At 72.6% G+C, this 23890-nt stretch carries 20 protein-coding genes and 2 pseudogenes; 13 read left to right on the forward strand and 9 right to left on the reverse strand.

Annotated features, from left to right (window positions below; translation table 11 throughout):
* Positions 1–609: 609 nt before the first annotated feature.
* Positions 610–1212 (forward strand): annotated as a pseudogene (locus NOD94_RS18020) (DUF262 domain-containing protein); the annotation flags it as partial.
* Between the two features lie 49 nt (positions 1213–1261).
* Positions 1262–1696: a DUF2399 domain-containing protein gene (locus NOD94_RS18025; protein ID WP_281206986.1), complete on the forward strand. Its 435-nt coding sequence runs from the start codon at positions 1262–1264 to the stop codon at positions 1694–1696.
* 42 nt (positions 1697–1738) lie between these two features.
* On the opposite strand, the gene NOD94_RS18030 is transcribed toward NOD94_RS18025, so the two are convergent.
* Together NOD94_RS18030 and NOD94_RS18035 are read right to left on the reverse strand one after the other, a co-directional pair.
* Entirely contained in the window at positions 1739–3136 is a 1398-nt protein-coding gene (locus NOD94_RS18030; protein WP_281206987.1) for a protein kinase, read from the reverse strand.
* A 304-nt stretch (positions 3137–3440) separates the two neighbouring features.
* Complete coding sequence (locus tag NOD94_RS18035) at positions 3441–3896, reverse strand: Lrp/AsnC family transcriptional regulator (protein WP_281206988.1); 456 nt, start codon at positions 3894–3896, stop codon at positions 3441–3443.
* A gap of 124 nt (positions 3897–4020) precedes the next feature.
* Between NOD94_RS18035 and NOD94_RS18040 the strand changes: the two genes are divergently transcribed.
* On the forward strand, positions 4021–5022 hold the full coding sequence (locus tag NOD94_RS18040; protein ID WP_281206989.1) for an asparaginase: 1002 nt from the start codon (positions 4021–4023) through the stop codon (positions 5020–5022).
* An 89-nt stretch (positions 5023–5111) separates the two neighbouring features.
* On the opposite strand, the gene meaB is transcribed toward NOD94_RS18040, so the two are convergent.
* The 4 genes from meaB to NOD94_RS18060 form a co-directional block, all read right to left on the reverse strand.
* Entirely contained in the window at positions 5112–6101 is a 990-nt protein-coding gene (gene meaB / locus NOD94_RS18045; protein ID WP_281206990.1) for a methylmalonyl Co-A mutase-associated GTPase MeaB, read from the reverse strand.
* A 12-nt stretch (positions 6102–6113) separates the two neighbouring features.
* Positions 6114–8300 carry a methylmalonyl-CoA mutase gene (scpA, locus tag NOD94_RS18050; RefSeq protein ID WP_281206991.1) on the reverse strand — a complete coding sequence of 729 codons (2187 nt, stop codon included), beginning with the start codon at positions 8298–8300 and terminating at the stop codon, positions 6114–6116.
* The gene (locus NOD94_RS18055) at positions 8297–10165 is read right to left on the reverse strand and encodes a methylmalonyl-CoA mutase family protein (protein WP_281206992.1); all 1869 of its coding nucleotides are present in this window, start codon (positions 10163–10165) and stop codon (positions 8297–8299) included. The genes scpA and NOD94_RS18055 overlap by 4 nt, the downstream gene beginning before the upstream one ends.
* A 144-nt stretch (positions 10166–10309) precedes the next feature.
* Positions 10310–11494: an ROK family protein gene (locus NOD94_RS18060; RefSeq protein ID WP_281206993.1), complete on the reverse strand. Its 1185-nt coding sequence runs from the start codon at positions 11492–11494 to the stop codon at positions 10310–10312.
* 984 nt (positions 11495–12478) lie between these two features.
* Here NOD94_RS18060 and NOD94_RS18065 point away from each other — a divergent pair.
* The 8 genes from NOD94_RS18065 (at position 12479) to NOD94_RS18100 (ending at position 20452) form a co-directional block, all read left to right on the forward strand.
* Entirely contained in the window at positions 12479–13426 is a 948-nt protein-coding gene (locus tag NOD94_RS18065; RefSeq protein WP_281206994.1) for a TauD/TfdA family dioxygenase, read from the forward strand.
* A 60-nt stretch (positions 13427–13486) separates the two neighbouring features.
* Positions 13487–14044: an NADPH-dependent FMN reductase gene (gene ssuE / locus NOD94_RS18070; RefSeq protein WP_281206995.1), complete on the forward strand. Its 558-nt coding sequence runs from the start codon at positions 13487–13489 to the stop codon at positions 14042–14044.
* 34 nt (positions 14045–14078) lie between these two features.
* A complete protein-coding gene (locus NOD94_RS18075; RefSeq protein ID WP_281206996.1) occupies positions 14079–15116 on the forward strand; it encodes an ABC transporter substrate-binding protein in 1038 nt (345 codons plus the stop codon).
* Between the two features lie 10 nt (positions 15117–15126).
* Positions 15127–15948 carry an ABC transporter ATP-binding protein gene (locus tag NOD94_RS18080; RefSeq protein ID WP_281206997.1) on the forward strand — a complete coding sequence of 274 codons (822 nt, stop codon included), beginning with the start codon at positions 15127–15129 and terminating at the stop codon, positions 15946–15948.
* Positions 15945–16985, forward strand: a complete 1041-nt coding sequence (locus NOD94_RS18085) for an ABC transporter permease (RefSeq protein ID WP_348652339.1) — start codon at positions 15945–15947, stop codon at positions 16983–16985. The genes NOD94_RS18080 and NOD94_RS18085 overlap by 4 nt, the downstream gene beginning before the upstream one ends.
* Before the next feature lie 199 nt (positions 16986–17184).
* Positions 17185–18516, forward strand: coding sequence for an LLM class flavin-dependent oxidoreductase (locus NOD94_RS18090; RefSeq protein WP_281206998.1), 1332 nt, complete (start codon positions 17185–17187; stop codon positions 18514–18516).
* Positions 18513–20102 (forward strand): FAD-binding protein, encoded by a 1590-nt coding sequence (locus NOD94_RS18095; RefSeq protein ID WP_281206999.1) that lies wholly within the window; start codon positions 18513–18515, stop codon positions 20100–20102. The genes NOD94_RS18090 and NOD94_RS18095 overlap by 4 nt, the downstream gene beginning before the upstream one ends.
* A complete protein-coding gene (locus NOD94_RS18100) occupies positions 20099–20452 on the forward strand; it encodes a ferredoxin family protein (protein WP_281207000.1) in 354 nt (117 codons plus the stop codon). The genes NOD94_RS18095 and NOD94_RS18100 overlap by 4 nt, the downstream gene beginning before the upstream one ends.
* Positions 20453–20582: 130 nt before the next feature.
* Here NOD94_RS18100 and NOD94_RS18105 read toward each other — a convergent pair whose 3' ends face one another.
* The 3 genes from NOD94_RS18105 to NOD94_RS18115 form a co-directional block, all read right to left on the reverse strand.
* A complete protein-coding gene (locus NOD94_RS18105; protein WP_281207001.1) occupies positions 20583–21503 on the reverse strand; it encodes an NADP-dependent oxidoreductase in 921 nt (306 codons plus the stop codon).
* 70 nt (positions 21504–21573) lie between these two features.
* A complete protein-coding gene (locus tag NOD94_RS18110; protein ID WP_281207002.1) occupies positions 21574–22308 on the reverse strand; it encodes a DUF2470 domain-containing protein in 735 nt (244 codons plus the stop codon).
* Between the two features lie 40 nt (positions 22309–22348).
* Positions 22349–23020 carry a TetR/AcrR family transcriptional regulator gene (locus NOD94_RS18115; RefSeq protein WP_281207003.1) on the reverse strand — a complete coding sequence of 224 codons (672 nt, stop codon included), beginning with the start codon at positions 23018–23020 and terminating at the stop codon, positions 22349–22351.
* Positions 23021–23118: 98 nt separating this feature from the next.
* Between NOD94_RS18115 and NOD94_RS18120 the strand changes: the two genes are divergently transcribed.
* Positions 23119–23514, forward strand: coding sequence for a cell division protein SepF (locus NOD94_RS18120; protein ID WP_281207004.1), 396 nt, complete (start codon positions 23119–23121; stop codon positions 23512–23514).
* A 66-nt stretch (positions 23515–23580) separates the two neighbouring features.
* A pseudogene (locus NOD94_RS18125) lies at positions 23581–23890 on the forward strand (hypothetical protein); the annotation flags it as partial.

The following is a 23890-nucleotide window of genomic DNA, read 5'->3' on the forward strand; positions in this document are numbered from 1 at the left end:
CTGCCTGCCGGGGCGTGACCCGCCTTGATCAGGTCCCTTCAGGCTGTGCAGGCTCGAAAGTCGCACCCCGGCCGTGTCGTCGGACCCGCCGTCCTTGACCCGTACCACCGGCCGACCGGCCTCGACGAGCTGCCGCCCGATCCGCGCGGTCTGCGGTGTGGAACCGGGCAATGACCGCGATCTCCGAGGGTGCGACCCCCGGCGCCACCCAGTCGGGCAGCCGCCGGACGGCAGTGTCGGCCTCGGCCTCGGCCGACTCCGTCCCGTGCCCCTTGCACACGGGCCGCTCACCGTGCAGCAGGACCGGTAGCCGGACAGTGAGTCGGGCTCGTCGCCGGTCAGGTCGATCACGGAATCCCCGTCGGATTCTCCAGTTTCTTCCAGGTGAAGCCCGGCATGGTGGTGCTCGCGGAACTTGTCGAAGAACTTGTGGACCCGCTTCTGGACGGGCTTCTCCAGTTTGGCGAACTCCAGGAGGAAGTCCTTGTGGATTCCGAGTGTCGCCATGGGTGCCCCCGGGTCGTGCGAGTGCCGACGCTTCGGCTGATCACCGTACGGTATGGGGCGACAATGGCGGCTCGGCGTCGAGGGTTTGGTGAGAGGACGGGCGTGCACGCTCAGGAGACCACGTTCAGCAAGCTGGTCCAGGGGGAGCAGCAGTTCCAAGTGCCGCTCTACCAGCGCACCTACAGTTGGCAGCGCGACGAGCTGCAGCAGTTGTGGGACGACGTACAGGAGTTGGTCGAGGACCGGCGGGAAGGGCGGTCCGGCTCCGGGCACTTCCTCGGTTCGGTCGTGCTGGCCCCCGAGCGCGTCGTCGCGGGCGGGATGCAGCGCTGGCTCGTCGTCGATGGTCAGCAGCGGATGACGACCTTGATGCTCGCGTTCACGGCTCTGCGGGACCACCACCGGGACCGGGGCTCGGTGAAGAAGGCGGCCCGAATCAACGACCTCATCCTGGTCAACACGTATCAGGACGGGCACGACAGCTACCGGTTGTTGCCGACGCAGGCGGACCGTGAGGCCTACACGGCCTGCGTGGACAGCCTCCCGAGGGCAGGTGGGGCCGGGAACGTGGGCGCCGCCTACCGCTTCTTCCTCGCTGCCCTGGCCGACGGGCCGGAGAGCGGTGGTGAGGCCTGGGTGGACGCGGTCGAGTCCGTTCTGGGCGATTGCCTCTCGATCGTTGCGATCACTGCCGCCGAGGGCGATACTCACCCTGCGTCAGCTCGCCCACCGTCCGCCGCGGGCGGCACCGCCCGTGGTCCACATCTGTGAGAACCCCGCGGTCCTTTCCGCTGCGGCGGACGCCTACGGCCCGGATGCCCGCCCACTGGTCTGCGTCCAGGGCCAGCCCTCGGCCGCCGCCCTGACCCTGCTCACCCGTCTGCACGAATACGGCGCCGCCCTCCGCTACCACGGCGACTTCGACTGGGGCGGTCTGCGCATCGCCACGACGCTGTTGGCGCACGTACCGTGGCGGCCCTGGCGCTACACGGCGCACGACTACCGTGCGGCGGTGGCAGCTGTCGGAGCTGATCAGTGCCCATTGGTCGGGAAGCCGACGCCGTCGCCCTGGGACCCGGATCTGACGCGGGCCCTTGCCGAGCACGCGGTGCGTGTGGAGGAGGAGGCCATCCTGGACGTGCTGCTGAAGGATCTCAAGGGATCATCGGGGTCACGAATTCTTCGGTAGCCGGTGTGACGCTCCCGGTGCCCGAAAGCAGCTTCGGATCGATCAAGTGGTTGGTTGCTGCGAGCGCAGTGCCGCGAGCAGGTGCCGGCCCAGGCGGGAGATCAGGTCGTCGAGGAGAACGATGGCGGGGTGGCCGGGGCGATGCGTTCGGAGATCGGCTCGTAGGAGGGCGGCGGACTCCCGTGATTCGGCGAATTGCCCACACTGGGCCATGGCAACTGTGAGGTTGAAGCGCGGGGTCAGCACCAGGTCGTGGGTCGGTCCGTAGAGCTCCAGTAGGAGGGGCACCAGAGTCTGGTATTCCTCCTGTGCCTCGGCTTCGCGGCCGAGCTTGGAGAGACAGAGGGCGAGAGAGGCCCGGCAGTGGAGGATCGCCTTCTCCGCCGGGATCGGTAGGCGAGCGAGCGCGTCGATGAGGTTGCGGTAGCCCTCGTACGCCTCGGCGTAGTTCTCGGCGCGGCAGGCATCGTCGCACCGGGAGGTCAGTTCCCGGAGCTCCTCGGCTTGCTTGGCGCCCTTGCGCTCGTCGGGGGATGTGGCAGGACTCCTAGGCTCAGGCGCGGTCTGTTCGGGCAGTTGGACCGTCGCTCTCCGGGCAGCGGCGTCCGCCTCCGAGACCAGTGCCTTCAAGGCGGCGACCGTAGCTTCGGCCGACGGGCGCGACTCCGGTTCCTTGGCGAGCAGCCGCATGACCAGGTCTGCCGACTCGCCCGGCATCTCCGGGCGCAACGCGGCTACCGAACGCGGCTCTTCGTTTACATGCAAGTACGCGACGGCGACTGGGCTTTCGGCGGTGAACGGTGGGCGGCCGGTGAGGATCTCATACAGGACGCAGCCCAGGGCGTACAGGTCGCTGCGGTCGGTGGCGGGCTTCCCGACCGCCTGCTCGGGGGAGATGAAGCCGGGGGTGCCGAAGACGGCGCCGCTTAGGGTCAGGCGGGGTTCCTCCGCGGTCGGAGCGAGTGCGGCGGCGATGCCGAAGTCGAGGACCTTGACCTTGCCGTGGGTGGTCAGCATCAGGTTGGAGGGCTTCAGGTCGCGATGGACGAGCCCGCAACGGTGGGCGTGGGCGAGCACTGCGGCGATCTGTCCGGCGATGGAAAGGGCTTGGTCCACGGGGCAGATGCCGTGCTCCGTGAGGATCTGGGTGAGGGTCCGCCCCTCGACGAGTTCCATGACCAGGTACAACCTGCCGTCGGGAAGCTTGCCCACGTCGTGGATCTCGGGGACGCCCGAGTGCCGTAGCCGGGCGGTGTAACGGGCCTCCCGGCGGAAGCGCTCCTCAAAATGGGGAGCGGTGTCCTCCGGCCCGGAAGAGGTCAGGAACTTCATGGCGATGTTCCGGTCGAGGAAGTGGTCATGGGCGGCCCACACCTCACCCATGCCGCCACGGCCGAGCATGCTGATCAGCTCGTAACGCCCCAGAATCTTCTTGTTCATGCCCCGTTCCCAATGTCCGGAATATCGGAGCTTGCGGCTCCAGCCGTCACCCGCTAGCCGTGCTTGCCACAGCCTATGGCGCGGCATCCTCCTATCCAGGCTGCGCGGTCATCAGGGATGAGGCCCCGGGGCCGGTACGTGGATGCCGAGGGCTGTGATGGGAGGCGAAGGGCAGGTCGACATCCTGCGTTCGCCCTCGCCGCGCCGGAACTTCGCGGAAGATCCACGAGTCCGTGTGGTGAGGGTATCCGCCTCGGTTGGGCCGTGGGCGTCCGATGGCAGTGAAGGTCAGATGGCTTGGGTCTCAGCGGTCCACGGGGAGGCCCGTCGGTTCCTTGATGCGTTTCATGATGATCTGGGAGTTGACCTCGGTGACGCCGGAGAGGGCCGTCAGTTGCTCGATCCACAGGCGTTCGTACGCGCGGAGGTCCGCGACCGCGATGCGCAGGAGGCAGCCGGGGCTGCCGAAGAGGCGGTAGGCCTCGATGACGTCGGGGATGTCCTGGAGCGCGGCCTCGAAGGCCTCGACGGCCGCGCGGTCGCGGCGGACCTCGACGGACACCAGCACCTCGAAGCCGCGGCCCACCGCCTCGGGGTCGATGACGGCGCGGTAGCCCTGGATCACCCCGTCCTCCTCCAGCTGCCGGACCCGGCGCATGCAGGGGGAGGGGGTCAGTCCCACCCGCTGGGCGAGTTCCTGGTTGCTGAGCCGGCCGTCCTTCTGAAGCTCGCGCAGGATTTCTCGGTCGATCGCGTCCATGGCGCAATTATCACCCATCGAATGTTGCGAGAGCGGGTGAAGAGGCAATCTCATTGCGCGTAGATCTCACTATCATTGCCGTGAATGGAATGTCTGTGCGAGATCTCGTGAGGGAAGGGTGGCCATGGCACGCATCGTCGTCATCAGCACCGGCGGAACGATAGCCAGCCGCTGGAAGGGCTCGGGCTTCGCCGCGGAGGCCGACGGGCGCGAGGTGATGGCCACCGCGCCGCTGCCCGAGGGCATCACCGTCGAGGTCGTGGACCTGTTCCGGGTGAACAGTCCCCGGCTCACCACCGCCCACCAGCTCACCCTGCTGCGCACCGTCCACGAGGTGCTCGCCGACCCCGGTGTGGACGGCATCGTCGTCACGCACGGCACCGACACCCTGGAGGAGTCGGCCTTCCTCGTCGACCTCCACCACCACGACGCCCGCAGCGTCGTGTTCACCGGCTCGCAGCTGCCCATGGGTTCCGCCGACGGGGACGGTCCCGGGAACCTCTACGACGCCCTGCTGACCGCCGCCACCACGCGCGGACTCGGCGTCCTCATCAGCTTCGCGGGCCGGGTGCACGCCGCCCGCGGCACCGTCAAGACGCAGGCCGTCGACCTGGACGCCTTCGCCGACCCCTCGAAGGAACTCCTCGGGAAGATCGGCTTCGGCAAGGTCACCATGCTGCGCGAACCGCAGCGGCCGGCGCCGCTCGCGCTGCCCGCGATGCCGGAGCTGCCGCCGCGCGTAGACATGGTGATGCACCACGCCGACGGTGACCCGCTGCTGCTGAACGCCGCCGTCGAGGCGGGCGCCCGGGGCATCGTCCTGGTGGGCACCGGCGCGGGCAACGCGACCCCCGAGATCGTGGACGCCGTGGCCGCGGCCATCGCCCGGGGCGTGCTGGTCGCGCTGACCACGCGGGTCGCGGCAGGCCCCGTCACCGAGATCTACACGCACGGCGGCGCCGTCGACCTCGTCGCCGTCGGGGCCGTCCCGACCGGCACGCTGCGGGCCGGGCAGGCGCGGATCGCCGTGCTGTCCGCCCTGCTCGCCGGTTCCGACCCGGCCGAGCAGAACCGGATCCTGCGTCGGACGCTGGCCGTCGAGAACCCCGCCCTCACCTCAGCCTGAGCGCACGAACGAGCCGCCGCCGACCCCGGAACACGGGGATCGACGGCGGCTCGCGGCCCGATGGCCGGCGTTCGGGCCGTCGGCCGCCCTCAGGCCCGATTGCCGAAGGCGCCCAGGATGCGGTCCGCCGCCGAGGTGGCGGTCACCGTGCCCGCCCTGACCTCGGCTTCGAGGGCCGGCGCGAGTTCCCGTACGTCCGGGTCCGCGCGGAGCCGCTCCAGCAACGCGTCGCGGACCATCGACCACGTCCACTCCACCTGCTGCGCGGCCCGCTTGGCCGCCAACCGGCCACCCGCCTCCAGCAGCGTCCGGTGCTGTTCGAGGCGGTTCCACACCTCGTCCAGGCCGATCGACTCCCGCGCGCTGCACGTCAGCACCGGCGGGGTCCACGCCGCGTCGGCCGGGTGCATCAGCCGTAGCGCGCCCGCCAGTTCGCGGGCGGCGGCCTTCGCGTCCCGTTCGTGGGGGCCGTCGGCCTTGTTCACGGCGAGGACGTCGGCCAGTTCCAGGACGCCCTTCTTGATGCCCTGGAGCTGATCGCCCGTCCGGGCCAGTGACAGCAGGAGGAAGGAGTCGACCATGCCGGCGACCGTGGTCTCCGACTGGCCGACGCCGACCGTCTCGACGAGGACCACGTCGTAGCCAGCCGCCTCCATCACGATCATCGACTCGCGGGTGGCCTTGGCGACCCCGCCCAGCGTGCCCGCCGAGGGGGAGGGGCGCACGAACGCGGCCGGATCGACGGAGAGGCGTTCCATCCGGGTCTTGTCACCGAGGATGGATCCGCCCGTCCGGGTCGAGGACGGGTCCACGGCGAGGACGGCCACGCGATGGCCCAGCCCGGTGAGCATCGTGCCGAACGCGTCGATGAACGTGGACTTGCCGACCCCGGGCACCCCGCTGATGCCGATCCGCCGGGCGTGCCCGGCGTGTGGCAGCAGACGGGTCAACAGGCCCTGGGCCAGGGCGCGGTGGTCCGCCCGGGTGGACTCGACGAGGGTGATGGCGCGCGCGATGTGCGCGCGCTTCCCGTCGAGCACGCCCTTCACGTACACGTCGATGTCGATCTTCGGGGGCATCCGCGCGGCCGCTTACAGCTCGTGGCCCAGTTCCGCGGCCAGCCGCGTCACCAGGTCGTGGGCCGCGTCCGGGATCACGGTGCCCGGCGGGAAGACCGCCGTCGCGCCCATCTCCAGCAGGGTCGGGACGTCCGCGGGCGGGATGACCCCACCGACGACGATCATGATGTCCTCGCGCCCCTCCTCGGCGAGCTGCTGCCGCAGCGCCGGTACGAGGGTCAGGTGACCGGCCGCCAGCGACGACACGCCCACCACGTGGACGTCCGCCTCGACGGCCTGCCGGGCCACCTCCGCCGGCGTCTGGAACAGCGGGCCGACGTCCACGTCGAAGCCCAGGTCGGCGAAGGCCGTCGCGATGACCTTCTGGCCGCGGTCGTGGCCGTCCTGGCCCATCTTGGCGACCAGGATGCGCGGACGCCGTCCCTCCGCCTCCTCGAACCGATCGACGAGCGCACGGGTGCGCTCCACGGACGGGGACTCGCCTGCTTCCATGCGGTACACACCCGAGATCGTACGGATCTGGCTCGCGTGACGTCCGTACACCTTCTCCAGGGCGTCGGAGATCTCGCCCACCGTGGCCTTGGCGCGCGCCGCGTCCACGGCCAGGGCCAGCAGGTTGCCGTCGCCCCGCTCGGCCGCGTTGGTCAGGGCGCGCAGCGTGTCCTGGGTGACGGCCTCGTCGCGTTCCTCGCGCAGTCGACGCAGCTTGGCGATCTGCTGGCTGCGGACCGAGGAGTTGTCGACCTTGAGGACGTCGATCTCCTCGTCGGTGGCCACCCGGTACTTGTTCACGCCGATCACCGGCTGACGGCCGGAGTCGATGCGGGCCTGCGTACGGGCCGCGGCCTCCTCGACGCGCAGCTTCGGGATGCCCGCGTCGATGGCCTGCGCCATGCCGCCGGCGGCCTCGACCTCCTCGATGTGCTGCCACGCCCGCCGCGCGAGGTCGTAGGTCAGCTTCTCCACGTAGGCGCTGCCGCCCCACGGGTCGATGGAGCGACAGGTGCCCGACTCCTGCTGGAGCAGCAGCTGGGTGTTGCGCGCGATGCGGGCCGAGAAGTCGGTGGGCAGCGCGAGGGCCTCGTCGAGGGCGTTGGTGTGCAGGGACTGGGTGTGCCCCTGGGTCGCGGCCATCGCCTCGATGCAGGTACGGGTGACGTTGTTGAAGACGTCCTGCGCGGTCAGCGACCATCCGGAGGTCTGCGAATGGGTGCGCAGCGAGAGCGACTTGGCGTTCTTCGGGTCGAACTGCTTGACCAGGCGCGCCCACAGCAGGCGGGCCGCGCGGAGCTTCGCGACCTCCATGAAGAAGTTCATGCCGATCGCCCAGAAGAACGACAGGCGCGGCGCGAACGCGTCCACGTCCAGCCCGACGGCCTGCCCGGCCCGCAGGTACTCCACGCCGTCGGCGAGGGTGTAGGCGAGTTCCAGGTCGGCCGTCGCCCCGGCTTCCTGGATGTGGTAGCCGGAGATGGAGATCGAGTTGTAGCGGGGCATCTTCTGCGAGGTGAACGCGAAGATGTCCGAGATGATCCGCATCGAGGGCTTGGGCGGGTAGATGTAGGTGTTGCGGACCATGAACTCCTTGAGGATGTCGTTCTGGATGGTCCCGGCGAGCTTGTCGGGGGAGACGCCCTGCTCCTCCGCCGCCACGATGTAGAGGGCGAGGACCGGCAGCACCGCGCCGTTCATCGTCATCGACACCGACATCTTGTCCAGCGGGATCCCGTCGAACAGTTGGCGCATGTCGTAGATCGAGTCGATCGCCACGCCCGCCATGCCGACGTCACCCGTGACGCGCGGGTGGTCGCTGTCGTAGCCGCGGTGCGTGGGCAGGTCGAAGGCGACCGAGAGGCCCTTCTGGCCGGAGGCCAGGTTGCGCCGGTAGAAGGCGTTCGACTCCTCGGCCGTGGAGAAACCGGCGTACTGACGGATCGTCCAGGGCTGGTTGACGTACATCGTCGGATAGGGCCCGCGCAGGTACGGGGCCACGCCCGGGTAGGTCCCGAGGAAGTCCAGGCCCTCCAGGTCCCGCCCGGTGTACAGCGGCTTCACGCCGATGCCCTCGGGGGTCTCCCACAGCAGGTCGCCCGTGGCGTTGCCGGTGGACTCCTTCACCGCGGCGCGCCACCGGTCCTCGGTGATCCCGGTGGACGGTCCGCCGCCGAGCGCGAGTTCGGAGAAATCGGGGATGCTCATGACGAGACTCCCATCCGGTCGAGTACGGAGGACAGCACGGCGACCGCGTCGCAGCCCGCGAAGACGTACTCGTCCACGGCCTGTTCGGCGGTACCGGGCCTGCCCGCGAGGAACACGGTCGTCGCGCCCGCCGAGCGCAGGGCGGCGGCCACCGCTTCCGCCTGCTCCTCGTACAGCGCGTCGCTGGAGCAGAGCACCGCCATGCCGTCGGCGCCGCTCGCCGCGTAGGCCGCGGCGGCCGTATCCGGATTCACCGAGACCGGGTCGTGGACGGGTTCGATGCCGCCCGCCTGGAACAGGTTGGAGGCGAAGGTGGCCCGCCCCGTGTGCGCGGCCGCGGGGCCGAGCGCGGCGAGGAAGATCCGAGGGCGGGCACCGGTCGCGGCCAGGTGGGCGTCGCTGCGGGCGCGCAGCGCCTCGTACGCCTCGTCGCGTCGGACCCGCGGCAGACCGCCCGTCGGGGCCGCCGGCAGCGGCTCGCGCACGACGGGCTTCTCCGACAGCAGCGGGAACTCGCTGACGCCGGTGATGGGTTCGCGGCGCGTCGCCAGCTTCTTCGAGCGGGCCGCCCACGTCGCGGCGAGCCGCTCGGCGACCAGACCCGAGCGCAGCGCGGCCTCCTGGCCGCCCGCCTTCTCGACCGTCCGGAAGAACTCCCAGGCCGCGTGCGCGAGTTCGTCGGTCAGCGTCTCGACGTAGTACGAACCGCCGGCCGGGTCGATCACCCGGGCCAGGTGGGACTCCTCCACCAGCACGGTGGAGGTGTTGCGGGCGATCCGTCGGGCGAAGGCGTCCGGCAGGCCCAGCTCGCTGTCGAAGGGGAGCACGGTGACGGAGTCCGCGCCGCCCACGCCGGCGGCCATGCAGGCCACCGTGGTGCGCAGCATGTTCACCCACGGGTCGCGCCGGGTCATCATCACGGGCGAGGTCACCGCGTGCTGCCGCTGCGCCCCCGCCTCGGGGCTGCCGCAGGCCTCGGCGACCCGGGCCCACAGGCGACGGGCGGCGCGCAGCTTGGCGATGGTCAGGAACTGGTCGGCGGTCGCGGCGTAGCGGAACTCGATCTGTCCGAACGCCGCGTCGGCGGTGAGGCCGGCCTCCGTCAGCGCCCGCAGATAGGCGACGCCGGTGGACAGCGACAGTCCGAGTTCCTCGGCGGCGCTGCCGCCCGCCTCGTGGAAGGGCAGGGCGTCGACGGTCAGGGCGCGGACGCCTGGCCAGGAAGCGGCCGTCCCGAGGGCCAGGGCGGCGGCCGCGGGCAGGTCCAGGGCCTCACCGGTGCGGGCCTCGTGGCCCAGCGGGTCGATGCCGAGCGAGGCGCGGGCGTCCTGCGGGGCGACGCCGCGCTCCTCGTACAGGGCGAACAACGCGCGGGCGGCAGCCGGGTATTCGGCGCCGGCGTCCAGGGCGATCGGGGCGAGGTCGAGGTAGACCCCGTCCAGGGCCCGGCCCAGGTCCTCGGCGGGCAGGCCGCCCGGGCCGACGGTCAGCCACAGGGAGGTGGTGCCGTTCTCCAGGTCCGCGAGGGCCGCCTCGTTCACCCGTACGGGGTCGCCGCCCGCGATCCGCTGGCGCACGTCCCAGCCGGAGGCCGTGGTGCCCTCCGGGGTGCCGCCGCGGACGAAGGGCGCGAAGCCGGGGAAGCCGGTGCCGTCGCCGTCCCCGTCGTCCGGGGGCGCCGTGTACAGCGGGCGGGTGATGAGCCCGTCCTCTAGCTTCGTGGAAAGGGCTGCTTCCGCCGCCTCGCCGGATACTTCCTTGCCCGACTTGCGCAGTACGCCTTCAACCAGGCGCTGCCACTGCTCATGTGTCGCGTCAGGAAACTCGGCGGCCAGGGAGAGCCCGTCGTCAGGCTGGACCGTCATGGCTCGAATGCTAGGGGGGCCGCTCAGGCGAGACCATAACCGCCGGATGTGATCTCGCACTCCCAGGTCAGACGGGGGTCGGTGCGGCGCGCGGCCGCGTCCGGAACGGGTTCCGGCGGGTTCCGGCCACCTGCGGGACGCCCGTCAGCCGGAGGTGACGCGGCCCGGGTCCTGGAACAGCGGACTCAGCAGGACGGTCGCGGCGGCCTGGGGGAGTACGGCCGGTCCGGCGTGCGGGGCGATGATGCGCCCGGGCTCGTCGCAGACGTGGGAGCGGTCGGTGGCCGCCCCGCGGATCTCGTCCAGGTAGCCCTCGTGCAGGACGCTGGACAGTTCGGTGACGACCATGACGGCCGGGTTGAACACGTCGAGGAGCAGGGCGGCCGCCCGCCCCACGGCCCGGGCACGCTCGCGCAGCAGCCCGTCCGCGCGCGGGTCGCCGGCGGCGGCGGCGTCCACGAGCATCGGGACGGACGGATCGGGGACGATCCCGCGCCGTACGGCCTCGGCGCCCAGCGCGGTGTCGGACGCGGTCGCCTGCAGACAGCCCGTACGTCCGCACGCGCAGGCCGCCCGCGACTCGGGCACCGGGAGGTGGGCCACGTCGCCCGCGGCGGACCCGGGGCCCTGGTGGACGGTGCCCTCGATCCCGAACGCGGCGTCGACCACGTTCCCGATGAAGAGGTGGACCAGGCTCCGGCGGGCCGCCGGCGGCCCGTAGAGGATCTCGGCGCGCGCGACGGCCCGGGCGTGGTTGTCCACCCGCACCGGCAGACCGAGTGCCCTGGACAGGTCCGCGGCCAGCGGCATGCCCCGCCACCCGAGCGCCGGATGCCGTACGACGGTCCCCGTGTCGGGTCGGACCCAGCCGCCGAGGGCGGCGCCGACCCCGATCAGCGGACGGCCGGTGTCGAACCGTGCCAGGAAACCGGCGAGTTCGTGGGCGATGCGGGCCGCGAGCCGGGGATCGGTGGGGTCCGCGTAGGGGAACGCGCGCCGGGCGAGGACCTGCCCGCGCAGGTCGACGAGGCTGAAGGTGGAGGACGGCACCCCGATGTGCAGCCCCGCCGCCACCGGCCCGCCCACGGCCCCGGTGTGCAGGTCCAGCGGGATCCGCGGCCGCCCCGAGGCGGTCGGGCCGACGGGTTCGGGGAGCTCGCGCAGCAGGCCGCCGCGCAGCAGCCCGGTGGTCTGCCGGGACACGGCGGCGGGGCTCAGCCCGCACAGCTCGGAGATCCCGCTGCGCGCCACGGGCCCGTGCTCCAGCACGGTCCGCAGCACGGTGGCGGCGTTGGCGGCCCCGCGCCGGTCGCCGGTCCTGTCTGTCACGGGGCCTCCTCGGGGCGGGACTGTCCGTTTCCCCGATCATGCCGGACCGGGTACCGGGCGGTCCGTGGCGGCCGCATTGCGGGACCGTGAAATCAGGCCACCGTTTCCAGCCGCCGAGGGGTGCCGCGCGGACTTCGTGGAGGCGGTGAAAGACCTGGTCAGATCGGGTCGCGGGGGTTCGGGGCGGGTCGGTTTCGCCGCCCGGGGCCGGGGGTTGACCGGGGGCGGGGGCGCTGACAGGCTCCGGGACATGTCCGCGAACGAACGCCTCGCCCCGCGGCTCCGCACCTCCGGCCTCTGTACCGCGCCGGGTGGGTGTCCGGGCCGCTGTCCGGCCCACCGCCGCGCCTGAGCTTCCCGCCCGGGCCCGGAGCGCCGGGACACCGGCCGCCCCACCCGGCGGTCGGCCCGACCGGTACGGGTCGGATCGGTACGGGTCGGCTCGGATCCGACGCGGTCCGGCTCAGTCCGGTCCGGTCCGGTCGAGCCCGGTCCGGCTGATCCCGGTCCGAGCCCGGTCCGGTCGAGCCCGGTCCGGCTGATCCCGGTCCGAGCCCGGTCCCGCCGAGTCCGATCCGGTCCTCTCCGTTCCCGTCCGGCGTGATCCGGCCGGTGTGATCCCGGCCGGCACGGCTGCGACCGGCTCCGGCCGGCTCCGGTCCGGGCGGCCCACCGTTCCCGCTGGGCCTTTCGGCTCCGCGCGCCGCGTACGGCCCGTCCGCCCCGAGCGGCGGGTGTTCCCCGGCGGCGGGTGCTCCCCGTCCGGGCCCGGTGGCGATCCACCCCGCGCAGCGCCGCGCGGGACGCCGCCCGCCCGCCTGGGGAGTGCGTACCACCCGCCGCCCCCGCCACCACCGGTACCGATCGCCCCCGCCGTCCCCCGTTCCGTACCGCCGCCACGCCCCGTGGCACTCGACGCTTCTCGTAACGCCATTTCTTCCGCTGCGGAAATAATCCCCGCACGCCTCTGACCAGGGAGTTACCATGACCACTGCGCTCCGCACCACCGTGACGAAGATCGGCGGCCGCATCGGTGCCGAGATCGGCGGCGTCCGGCTCGGCGGCGACCTCGCCCCCGAGACCGTGGCCGAGATCCGCTCCGCGCTGCTCGCCCACAAGGTCGTCTTCTTCCGCGGTCAGGACCACCTCGACGAGGCCGGCCACGAGGCCTTCTCCCAGCTCCTCGGCGCACCCGTCGCGCACCCCACGGTCCCCTCCGCCGACGGCCGCTACGCGCTCGGCATCGACTCCCACCACGGCGCCCGCGCCAACCAGTGGCACACCGACGTCACCTTCGTCCCGGCCTACCCGGCCTTCTCCATCCTGCGCGCCGTCACCATCCCCCCGTACGGCGGCAACACCCTCTGGGCCAACACCGCCACCGCCTACTCCCACCTCCCCGAGCCGCTGCGCGTCCTCGCGGACGGCCTGCGCGCCGTCCACTCCAACGCCTACGACTACGCAGCGCTGAGGCCTGACGCACTTCCCGAGGCGCTCGCCCAATACCGCGAGGTCTTCACCTCCACCGAGTTCCTGACCGAGCACCCGGTGGTCCGCGTCCACCCCGAGACCGGCGAACGCACCCTGCTCCTCGGCAACTTCGTCCAGCGCATCCAGGGCCTGACCGGCCGCGACTCCCGCGTCCTGCAGGACCTCTTCCAGGCCCACATCGAAAGCCCCGAGAACACCGTCCGCTGGCAGTGGCAGGACGGCGACGTCGCGATCTGGGACAACCGCGCCACCCAGCACTACGGCGTCGACGACTCCGACGACCACGAGCGCACCCTGCGCCGCGTCACCGTCGACGGCGACGTCCCGGTCGGCCCCGACGGGGTCCCCTCCCGCCTGATCAGCCCGGAGTCCGTCCCGGACCCCGCGTTCGGCATCGCGTCCGGAGCCTCGAACGACGCCCAGGTCGGCGCTTCCGCCTGATTCGGAGCAGACGCCGAAGCCGAAGCAGACGCCCCCGTACACCGCCGCCAAGGAGCCCACGTGCCCAGACTGCTCGCCCTCACCGGTAGCCCCTCCGTCCACTCCCGCACCGCGGTCGTCGCCGACCACGTCCTGCGCCGCCTCTCCCACGCCGGGTTCGAGACCTCGCACCTCGCGGTGCGGGACCTTCCCGCCGCCGACCTGCTGGCCGCCCGCCGCGGCGAACCGGAGATACGCCGCGCCCTCGAAGCCGTCGCCGCGGCCGACGGCCTGGTGATCGCCACCCCGGTCTACAAGGCCTCGTACACCGGCCTGCTCAAGGCCTTCCTCGACCTGCTCCCGCAGGACGGCCTGGCCGGCAAGACCGTACTGCCGCTGGCCACCGGCGGCAGCCTCGCCCACGTCCTGACCATCGACTACGCGTTGCGCCCGGTGCTCGCCGCCCTCGGCGCCCGGCACGTCACCGCGGGCCGGTTCGTCCTGGACTCCTCCGTCGAGCGCGGCAACGGCCCCGACCGGCTGCTTCCCGAGGCGGAACTCGACCTCTTCCAGGCCGTCGACGAGTTCGCCGACGCCCTCGGCGGCGTGGGGGCCGCCGCCCTCACCGCCGCCCCGTAACCCCGCACCCCGTACGAACCGACAAGGACCAGCCATGCCCGCAGCCTTCACCTCGAAGACCACCTCCCGGCGCCAGTTCCTCACCCTGCTCGGCATCTCGGCGGCCGCGGTGAGCTGCGGCACGGCCACCGCCAACGGCGGGTCCGGGTCCGGCAAGCAGATCACCGCGCTCAAGTACCAGGGCGCGGTCGGGGCGGTCACGCTGCCCGAACTCGCCGCCGACCTCGGATTCCTGGGCGGCCTCACCCTGGACTGGGTGGGCAACACCATCAGCGGTCCGCAGGACATCCAGTCCGCCGCGACCGGCCAGACCCACTTCGGCGGGGCCTTCAACGGGGCCGTCGTCAAGCTCGCCGCGGGGAAGGCCCCCGTCAAGGCCGTCATCTCGTACTACGGCTCCGACAAGGAGACCAACCTGGGCTACTACGTCCTGGAGGACAGCCCGATCCGCTCCGCCCGCGACCTCATCGGCAAGAAGGTCGGCATGAACACCCTGGGCGCCCACGCCCAGGCCCTCCTCGACATCTACCTGGGCCGCGGTGGCCTCTCGCGGGCCGACTCCGCCAAGGTCGAGGCCCTGGTCGTGCCCCCGGTCAACACCGAACAGGCCCTGCGGCAGAAGCAGATCGAGGTCGGCGTGCTCAGCGGAGTGCTGCGCGACAAGGCCGTCGCGGCCGGTGGCATCCGCCCGCTGTTCAGCGACTTCGACCTGCTGGGCGCCTTCAGCGGCGGCACGTACGTGATGACCCAGCGCTTCATCAAGGAGAACCCGGACACCGTACGCACCTTCACGACCGGTGTCGGCAAGGCCATCGAGTGGTCCCGCACCACCCCCCGCGAGCAGGTCATCGCCAGGATGACGGAGATCGTCAAGAAGCGGGGCCGCAACGAGGACACCTCGACCCTCCAGTACTGGCGCTCCTACGGCGTCGCGGCGCCCGCCGGCCGGATCGACGAGAAGGAGTTCCAGCTCTGGATCGACTGGCTCGGCGACCGGGGCGAGGTCAAGAAGGGCCAGCTGAAGGCGGCGGACCTGTTCACCAACGAGTTCAACGGCAACGGAAAGGGCTGAGGACCCCACCATGGCGAAGATCGTCTTCGAGTCGGTCACCAAGACCTTCCCGACGAAGGACAAGAAGGCCAAGGAGGAGTTCACCGCCCTCGACGGCATCGACCTGGAGATCGAGGCGGGCGAGTTCGTGGTCGTCGTGGGCCCCAGCGGCTGCGGCAAATCCACCCTCCTCGACCTCCTCGGCGGCCTGACCCGGCCGACCTCCGGACGGATCCTGCTGGACGGGAAGCCCGTCACCGGGCCCGGCCTGGACCGGGGCATCGTCTTCCAGCAGTACGCGCTGCTGCCGTGGCGCACGGCGCTGGGCAACGTCGAGTTCGGCCTGGAGGCCACCGGCGTTCCGCGCCGCCGGCGGGCCGCGAAGGCGCGCGAGTTCCTGGACCTGGTCGGTCTCACCGGCTTCGAGGACCGGCACCCGCACGAACTGTCGGGCGGCATGCGCCAGCGCGTCGCCATCGCCCGCTCGCTGGCTTACGACCCGGACGTCCTCCTGATGGACGAGCCCTTCGCGGCGCTCGACGCGCAGACCCGCGAGTCCCTCCAGGACGAACTGCGCCGGATCTGGCAGACCACCGGCAAGACGGTCGTCTTCATCACCCACGGCATCGAGGAGGCCGTGTACCTCGGGCAGAGGGTCGCCGTCATCACCTCCCGCCCCGGACGGATCAAGGAGGTCGTCCCGGTCTCCTTCGGGGGCCGCGCCGCCGGCGCCACCGGTGAGGACCTGCGCTCCAGCCCCGAGTTCGCCCGCTACCGCCACGAGATCTGGACCCTGCTCCACGACGAGGTGGCCCGCGCCCAGCAACTGGAGAAGGAAGAGGCCACGGTATGAGCACCGGAACCGAAGCCGCGGCGCCCGCGGCCGCGCAGACCGCCGCCCCGAACGCGTCGGCCGTCGCGGAGGCACCCGTACCGGCCGCTCGGGCGGCGTCGGTGTCGGACTCGCCCGTGTCGGGGGCGCCCGTTCCGGAGGCGCCCGCACCGGCCGCGCCCGCCGAGGAGCGCGGGTCCCGGGAGCCGTCCTCCGGCGAGGGTGCGGCCCCCCGGGGGGACGCGGCCCCGGTCAAGGCCGCGGCCCGCGCCGGGACGTCGTTCGGGCCGGCCACCGTGCTCCGGTGGCTGCGGGCCGCGCTGCTCCGGTCGGCGGCCATCATCGGCCTCCTGGCCGTGTGGGAAACGGCGCCGCGGCTCGGGCTGGTCGACGCCACGTTCCTGCCGCCGGTCTCCGAAGTCGCCGTGGCCTGGTGGGAGTTGCTCGGTGACGGACAGCTCGGGGAGCACGCCCGGGCCAGCCTCACCCGATCGTTCGGCGGATTCGCCATCGCCGTGGTCGTCGCGGTCCCGCTCGGGCTGCTCATCGGCTGGTACCGGCCCGTCGCGGCCTTCCTCGGCCCCCTGTTGGAGCTGTTCCGCAACACGGCGGCGCTCGCGCTGCTGCCGGTCTTCGTCCTGCTGCTCGGCATCGGCGAGACCTCGAAGGTGTCGATCGTCGTCTACGCGTGCGTGTGGCCGATCCTGCTGAACACCATCAGCGCCGTCGGCAACGCCGACCCCACGCTGGTCAGGCTGGCCCGCTCGATGGACCTGTCCACGCCCAGGCTCTTCCAGAAGGTGATCCTGCCGTCGTCGGTCCCGGCCATCTTCACCGGCATCCGCCTCGCGGGCGCGGTCTCGATCCTGGTCCTCGTGGCCGCCGAGATGATCGGCGCCAAGGCGGGCCTCGGCTACCTGATCAACGCCTCGCAGTACAACTTCGCCATCCCGCAGATGTATGCGGGGATCATCACGATCTCCGCCATCGGCGTGGCCTTCAACCAGGTCCTGGTCACGATCGAACGCCGCCTCAGCGTCTGGCGCGTCCCGGCCTGACCCGCGCTCCAGGATCGGGGCCGGACTCCCCGCACCCCGGGGTCCGGCCCCGGTCCTGGCCCCTCCTCCCGGAGCCCGCACCCGCATCCGCCCCGTACCCGTACCCGGTCCCTCGTACCGGGTACGGACCGCGTCCCGGCACCCGCGCCCCGCCCCGGCGTCCCCGCCCCGCGCCCACCACCGAACACAGGGAACAGACATGTCCGCACCCCGCACCCTCCACCTCAACGCCTTCCTGATGAACGCCGGCCACCACGACGCCGCCTGGCGACACCCGGACAGCGCCCCGGAGCGCGTCACCGACCTGCGCTACTTCCAGGAACTGGCCCGCACCGCCGAGCGCGGACGGCTCGACTCCATCTTCTTCGCCGACGGCCTCGCCCTCTGGGGCAAGGCCCGCTACAACGCCCTCGGCGGCTTCGAGCCGCTGACCCTGCTCTCGGCCATAGCCGCCGTCACCGAACACATCGGACTGATCGCGACCGTCTCGACGACCTTCAACGAGCCGTTCCACACCGCCCGCAAGTTCGCCTCCCTCGACCACATCAGCAACGGCCGCGCCGGCTGGAACATCGTCACCTCCGGCACCGTCGACGAGGCCCGCAACTTCAACCGGGACGAGCACCTGGAGCACGGCCTGCGCTACGAGCGGGCCCGCGAGTTCCTCGACGTCGCCACCAAGCTCTGGGACAGCTGGGAGGACGACGCGATCGTCCTCGACAAGGAGCGCGGCATCTACGTCGACACCGACAAGCTCCACCCGGCCGCCCACCGCGGCGAGCACTTCGGCGTCGCCGGCCCGCTCAACGTGCCGCGCTCGCCCCAGGGCCACCCCCTGCTCGTCCAGGCCGGATCCTCCGAGGCCGGCAAGGAGTTCGCCGCCCAGTACGCGGAGGCCGTCTTCACCGCCCAGCAGACCCTCGCCGACGGCCAGACGTTCTACAAGGACATCAAGTCCCGGCTGGCCCGTCACGGCCGCGCCGAGGGCGACCTCCTCGTCCTGCCCGGCATCGCCCCCGTCATCGGCTCCACCGAGGCCGAGGCGAAGGCCCTGGAGCAGCAGCTCACCGACCTCCAGGTGCCCGAGTACGGCCTCGCCCAGCTCTCCGGGATGCTCGGCGTCGACCTGACCGGCGCCGACCTCGACGGCCCGCTGCCCGAGCTGCCCGAGGAGCGGGACATCAACGGCAACAAGAGCCGCTTCACGCTCGTCGCCGAACTCGCCCGCCGCGACGGACTCAGCCTGCGCGAGCTGATCGCCCGGCTCGGGGCCGGTCGCGGCCACCGCGTGTTCGCCGGTACCCCCGAGCAGATCGCCGACCAGCTGGAGGAGTGGTTCACGCAGGGCGCCGCCGACGGGTTCAACATCATGGCGCCCGTGCTGCCCACCGGACTCACCGACTTCGTCGACCACGTCGTGCCGATCCTCCAGCGGCGCGGACTGTTCCGCACCGAGTACACCGGCGCCACCCTGCGCGAGAACTACGGCCTGCCCCGGCCCGCCAACCGGTACGCGAAGGGGACGGTATGAGCGATCTCCTCACCGACGTCCTCGTCGTCGGCGGCGGACCGGCCGCCACCTGGGCCGCGCTGAAGGCGGCCGAGGACGGAGCGCGCGTCGTCCTCGCCGACAAGGGCTGGTGCGGGACCAGCGGCGCCACGGCCGCCGGCGGCACCGGCGTCTGGTACGTCCCGCCCGAACCCGCCGCCCGGGAGGCCGCCATGGCCTCCCGGGAGGGCCTCGGCGGCTACCTCGCGGACCGGCGTTGGATGGCCCGGGTCCTCGACGAGACCTACGACCGGATCAACGAACTGGCCGTCGAGGGCCGCTATCCCTTCCCCACCGGCACCGACGGACAGCTGCTGCGGGGCGGCCTCCAGGGCCCCGAGTACATGCGGCGGATGCGCGTGCGGGTGCGCCGCGCCGGGGTCCGGATCCTCGACCACAGTCCCGTCACCGAACTGCTCACCGACCGGGACGGGGCCGTCGCCGGAGCGGCGGGCCACCGGCGCCAGGCCGGTGAGGACTACCGCGTCCGGGCCGGCGCCGTGGTCCTCGCCACCGGCGGCTGCGCCTTCCTCAGCGGGGCCCTCGGGACCAACACCAACACCGGCGACGGCGCGCTCTTCGCCGCCGAGGTCGGGGCGCGGATGTCGGGCATGGAGTTCTCCAACGCCTACGGCATCGCCCCCGAGGGCACCTCCGTCACCAAGACGGCGTTCTACTCCTTCGCCACCTTCTACCGCGAGGACGGCGAGGCCCTGGAGGGCGCCGCCTCCCAGGGCGGCCGCTCGGTCATCGCCCGCGAACTCCTGACCGGAGCCCGGGTGTTCGCCCGCCTGGACCGGGCCGACGAGCACGCCCGGGCGGCGATGCGTCGGGCGCAGCCCAACTTCTTCCTCACCTTCGACCGGCTGGGCATCGACCCCTTCACCGACCGGTTCGCCGTGACCCTGCTGGCCGAGGGCACCGTGCGCGGCACCGGCGGGATCCGGATCACCGGCGACGACTGCGCCACCGGGGTCCCCGGCCTGTACGCCGCCGGGGACGCGGCCACCCGCGAGGAGATCTGCGGGGGCTTCACCGGGGGCGGCAGCCACAACGCGGCCTGGGCGATCTCCTCCGGCAGCTGGGCCGGGCGGGGCGCCGCCCGGCACGCGCGGTCCCTCGGCTCGGGCAGCGCCGCCGCCCGGCGGGTCGGCGGGGCCGGTGGGGCGGGGCTCCGCCCGACGGGGAACGCCGCCGCGCCCCTCGACCACCGCGAGGCGGTGGAACTCGTACAGGGGGAGGTGCTCCCCTACGACAAGAACTACCTCCGCCACGGGGAGGGGCTCAGCGAGGCGCTGCGCTCCCTCGACGCGGGCTGGGCGCAGCTGCGCGCCCGGCTCCACGGCGAGGGTGCCGGGCTGGTCAAGGCCCGGCAGGCCGCGGCGATGACCGCGCACGCGCGGTGGATGTACGCCTCCGCCCTGGCCCGTACCGAGTCCCGCGGCATGGCCCGCCGCCTCGACCACCCGGAGCAGGACCCGGCGCAGCACCACCGCATCCTGGCGGGCGGGCTCGACCGGGTGTGGGCCGGGCCGGCGGCCGGGCGCGGGACGGGGGTGGCGGTGTGATCGAGCTGGTGTCCGCCGGGCGATGCATCGCCTGCGACAAGTGCATCGAGGTCTGCCCCACGGACGTCTTCGAGCGCGGCCCGGACGGGATACCGCTCCTGGCCCGGCACGAGGACTGCCAGACCTGTTTCCTGTGCGAGGCGAACTGCCCGGTCGACGCCCTGTTCGTGTCCCCGCTCACCCGGCCGCAGTCCGAGGACCCGGCCGTACGGGACGAGGACGCGCTGGCGGGCAGCGGCCTGCTCGGCAGCTACCGGAGGGAGATCGGCTGGGGGCACGGCCGCACCCCCGGGGCGCTGCGGGCCGTCGGCCCCTCGATGGGCGGCCCCGGGCAGCCGATCATCTCCTGACGGGCGGCGCGGTCCGCCGGAGCGCGGTCCGCCGGAGCGCGGTCGCGTTCCGGCGGACCGTCGGGGTGCGGTGGGGGCGCGGTCGAGGGCCGTTCGCCCGCCCGCCCCTCGGCCCCTCGGCCCCTCCGCCTCAGACGGTGAGGACGATCTTGCCCCGGGTCCGGCCCCTGGCGCTCAGTTCCCAGGCCTCGGCGGCCTCCGCGAGCGGCAGGGCGTGCTCGACGTTGACGGTGAGCCGGCCCGAATCGGCGAGTTCCGCGAGGGCCGTGAGGTGGGCGGTGTCGGCCCGCGCCCAGATGTGCTTGGCGCCCTTGGACCCGGCGTCGTTGTCGGCGATGGAGATCACCGGGCCGCCCTCGCGGACCACCGACTGGAGGAGTTCGACGCCGCCCTCGCCGTAGAAGTCGAGCCCGGCGTCCACGCCCTCGGGGGCGAGCGCGCGGATCCGGTCGGCGACGCCGTCCCCGTACAGCACCGGTTCGGCGCCGAGGCCGCGCAGGTAGTCGTGGTTGTGGGCGCCGGCCGTGCCGATGACCCGGGCGCCGAGGGCGACCGCGATCTGTACGCCCAGCGATCCGGTGCCGCCGGCGGCGGAATGGATGACGACGGTCTGCCCGGCGGCGACGCCCGCGCGGGTGATGGCCTGGTACGAGGTGAGCCCGGCGAGCGGCAGGCCCGCGGCCTGCTCGAAGGTCAGCCCGCGCGGCTTGCGGGCGAGGGTGCGGACGGGGGCGGCGACGAACTCGGCGTAGGTGCCGAGCTGTACCCATTCCTTGCGGACGTAGCCGAAGACCTCGTCCCCGACGGCGTAGTCGTCGGTGTCCGGGCCGACGGCCTCGACGATGCCGGCCACGTCCCAGCCGGGGATGACGGGGTGGCGCACTTCGAGGACGTGCCCGAGGAATCCCGCGGCGAGCTTCCAGTCGACGGGGTTGACCCCGGCCGCCTTGACGCGGATCAACACCTCGCTGGGGCCGACCTTCGGTTCCGGGGCGTCAACCAGCTCTAACCGGGTGGGGGTTCCGTACGCGTGATAAGTGATTGCCTTCATGGTCATCCCAACCCGGGGGCCACGGAGGCTATTCCGCTTTCCGTCCGGCGCGGAGCCGTGCGTGCGCCCTTCAGGCGGGCAGCGTGTTGCGGTGGGAGCGCCGGCGGGCGGCGCTGAGCAGGGCCTGGATCTGGGCGCCCGACTGCTCCACGTCGTCCAGCGGCGAGGGGAAGGCCAGCCGGACGTCGCGGTGGCCGCGCCGCTCCTCCAGCCGCAGGGTGATTCCGTACCGGTCCAGGGCGAGGGGCAGGGCGCGCACGACGGCGGCCGAGGGCAGCGGCCGGACCAGCCGCAGCAGCAGGGTGACCAGCTCGGGGTGGTCGTCGAGGAGGTGGGTGAGCATGCCGGCCTCGTAGGGGGCGAGCGGATCGGGCCAGGCCTCGTCCAGCTCCTCCAGCCCGATGTACGAGGTCCCCTCCGAGGTTTCCAGGATCGCCCGGCCGTACTCGACGCAGGTGCTGTCCCCGGCGGCCGAGTTCTCGTCGGCGTAGGGGGTGAGCAGGTGGCCCAGCACGGTGACGCGGGCCCGGACCCGGTCGCGCACCGGGGTGGGCGCGATGTCGGTGAACTCCAGGCGGATGGCGGGGCGGTCGTCGTCCGCGGGGGTGGAGTGTCCGGCGGCCGGAGCGGCCGGATGCAAGTGGAACCGGCCGAGCACGTCGCCGCCGTCCAGTTGGCGCACCTCGCTGCGCACCCCGTCGACGACCACCGTCATCGAGTGGGCGGCGGCCAGGATGGACCGGACCCGTTCGGCTTCGGTCGGCCGGGCGGGGGGCGTGGCGGCGGGGGCACCGGGCAGGCGCATGCGGATCTCTCCCTCTCAAAGCGAGTTAGGTATGCCTAACCTAACCTATTCGGTGGTCCGGGAGTACCCCGCCGGCGAGTCGCCCGAGCGTCTCGGCGATCCGTTCGGGCGGGAAGCCGAGGGTGTGCCGCTGGAACTGGTAGACCTCCGGCGCCAGCGGACTCAGCAGCACGTCCACGCTGACCTCGGGATCGGCGGCTCCCGCGGCCGCGAGCAGCCCCCGCACGTGGGCACGCCACTGTCCGTACGTCGCCGCGGCGAATCGGCCGGGTCCCGGCAGGATGCCCAGGGTCAGTGGAAGGTGTCGCTCCAGATGTTCGACCGCGGCGGCGTAGAAGGCCGCCAGCCGCAGGGCCGGCGGTGCGCCCGGGCCCAGCGGGGGCGGACCGTAGGCGAGGCGCTCCTGGAGGATCCGCTCGTCCTCGTAGAGGAGCGCGGCGGCGATGGAGGCGGGGTCGGGGAAGCGGCGGTAGAGGGTGGCGCGGCCCACCCCGGCTGCCTTGGCGATCTGATCCATCGTCACGCTGCGGGGTTCGCGTTCCGTGAACAACTGCTCGGCGGCCGCCAGGATCTGAGCCCTGTTGCGCACGGCGTCGGCCCGCTGCCGGGGAAGGGGGATCGGCGCCCGGGGACCAGGTCGGGAGGCGGGCCGCCGGGCGGCACCGGCGCCCGCGATGTCGCGTACCGTACGGACCTCGTCGCCATTGGTCATGACGGCGACCCTACGTGCTTCGTGTCGGTGTTGGGCTGAACGGGTGAAACGCGAGAGGATGGGCGGATGCACATGAAGCGCACGGCCGAGGCGGCCCGGTGAGCAGGTACGACGTCACGGACGAACAGTGGGAGGGACTCGCGCAGGTGGTGCCCCTGCGCAGTCGCAACGAATGGCCCTCCCGGGTGGACCACCGCACCATCCCCAAGGGTTCCGGGGCCGCGGCGGCGGAACAGCGGCGCTTCGTGGTGATCCGGGTCCAGATCTTCGCCGACGCGCGCGAGGTCGCGGAGTACCTGATCGCGCAGATCCCCGTCCTGCTGGACCTCACGGGCGCGGACGGCGAAGTGGCCAAGCGGATCCTCGACTTCAGCAGCGGCGTGGTCTTCGGACTGGGCAGCGGGATGCACCGGGTCGACCGGAACGTCTTCCTGCTGGCCCCGGTCGGCACGGAGGTCGAGGGAATCGCGGCCGCGGCCGTCCCCCGATCGTAGGAAGGTCACGGCGACGGAACGGTTCGCCGCGTCCACGGGTGGTCCGACGGCCCGTACCGTCCCGTCATGGACGTCACCCTGGACGCGCGCCGACCCCCGGCCGCCGCGACCGACACCCCCACACGCCCGACCGATCGGACCGCTGCTCCCGCGCTCTCGGCGGCGGCGACTGACACCTCGCCGCGCCCGGCCGCCGCGTCGGACGCCCCCGCACGCTCGGCCGCGGCAACGCACACCTCATCACGTTCTGCCGTGGCGACGGACGGCCCCGCGGGCCCGGCCGCCGCGACGGGAAGCCCGACGCGCTCGGCGGTCGCGACCGACGCCGGCGCGCGAACGGCCGCCGCCGCCGACGGATCGGCGCGCCCGGCCGTCG

Origin of the sequence: Streptomyces sp. Isolate_45 (genome assembly GCF_024721315.2) — a bacterium.
Taxonomy (GTDB): domain Bacteria; phylum Actinomycetota; class Actinomycetes; order Streptomycetales; family Streptomycetaceae; genus Streptomyces.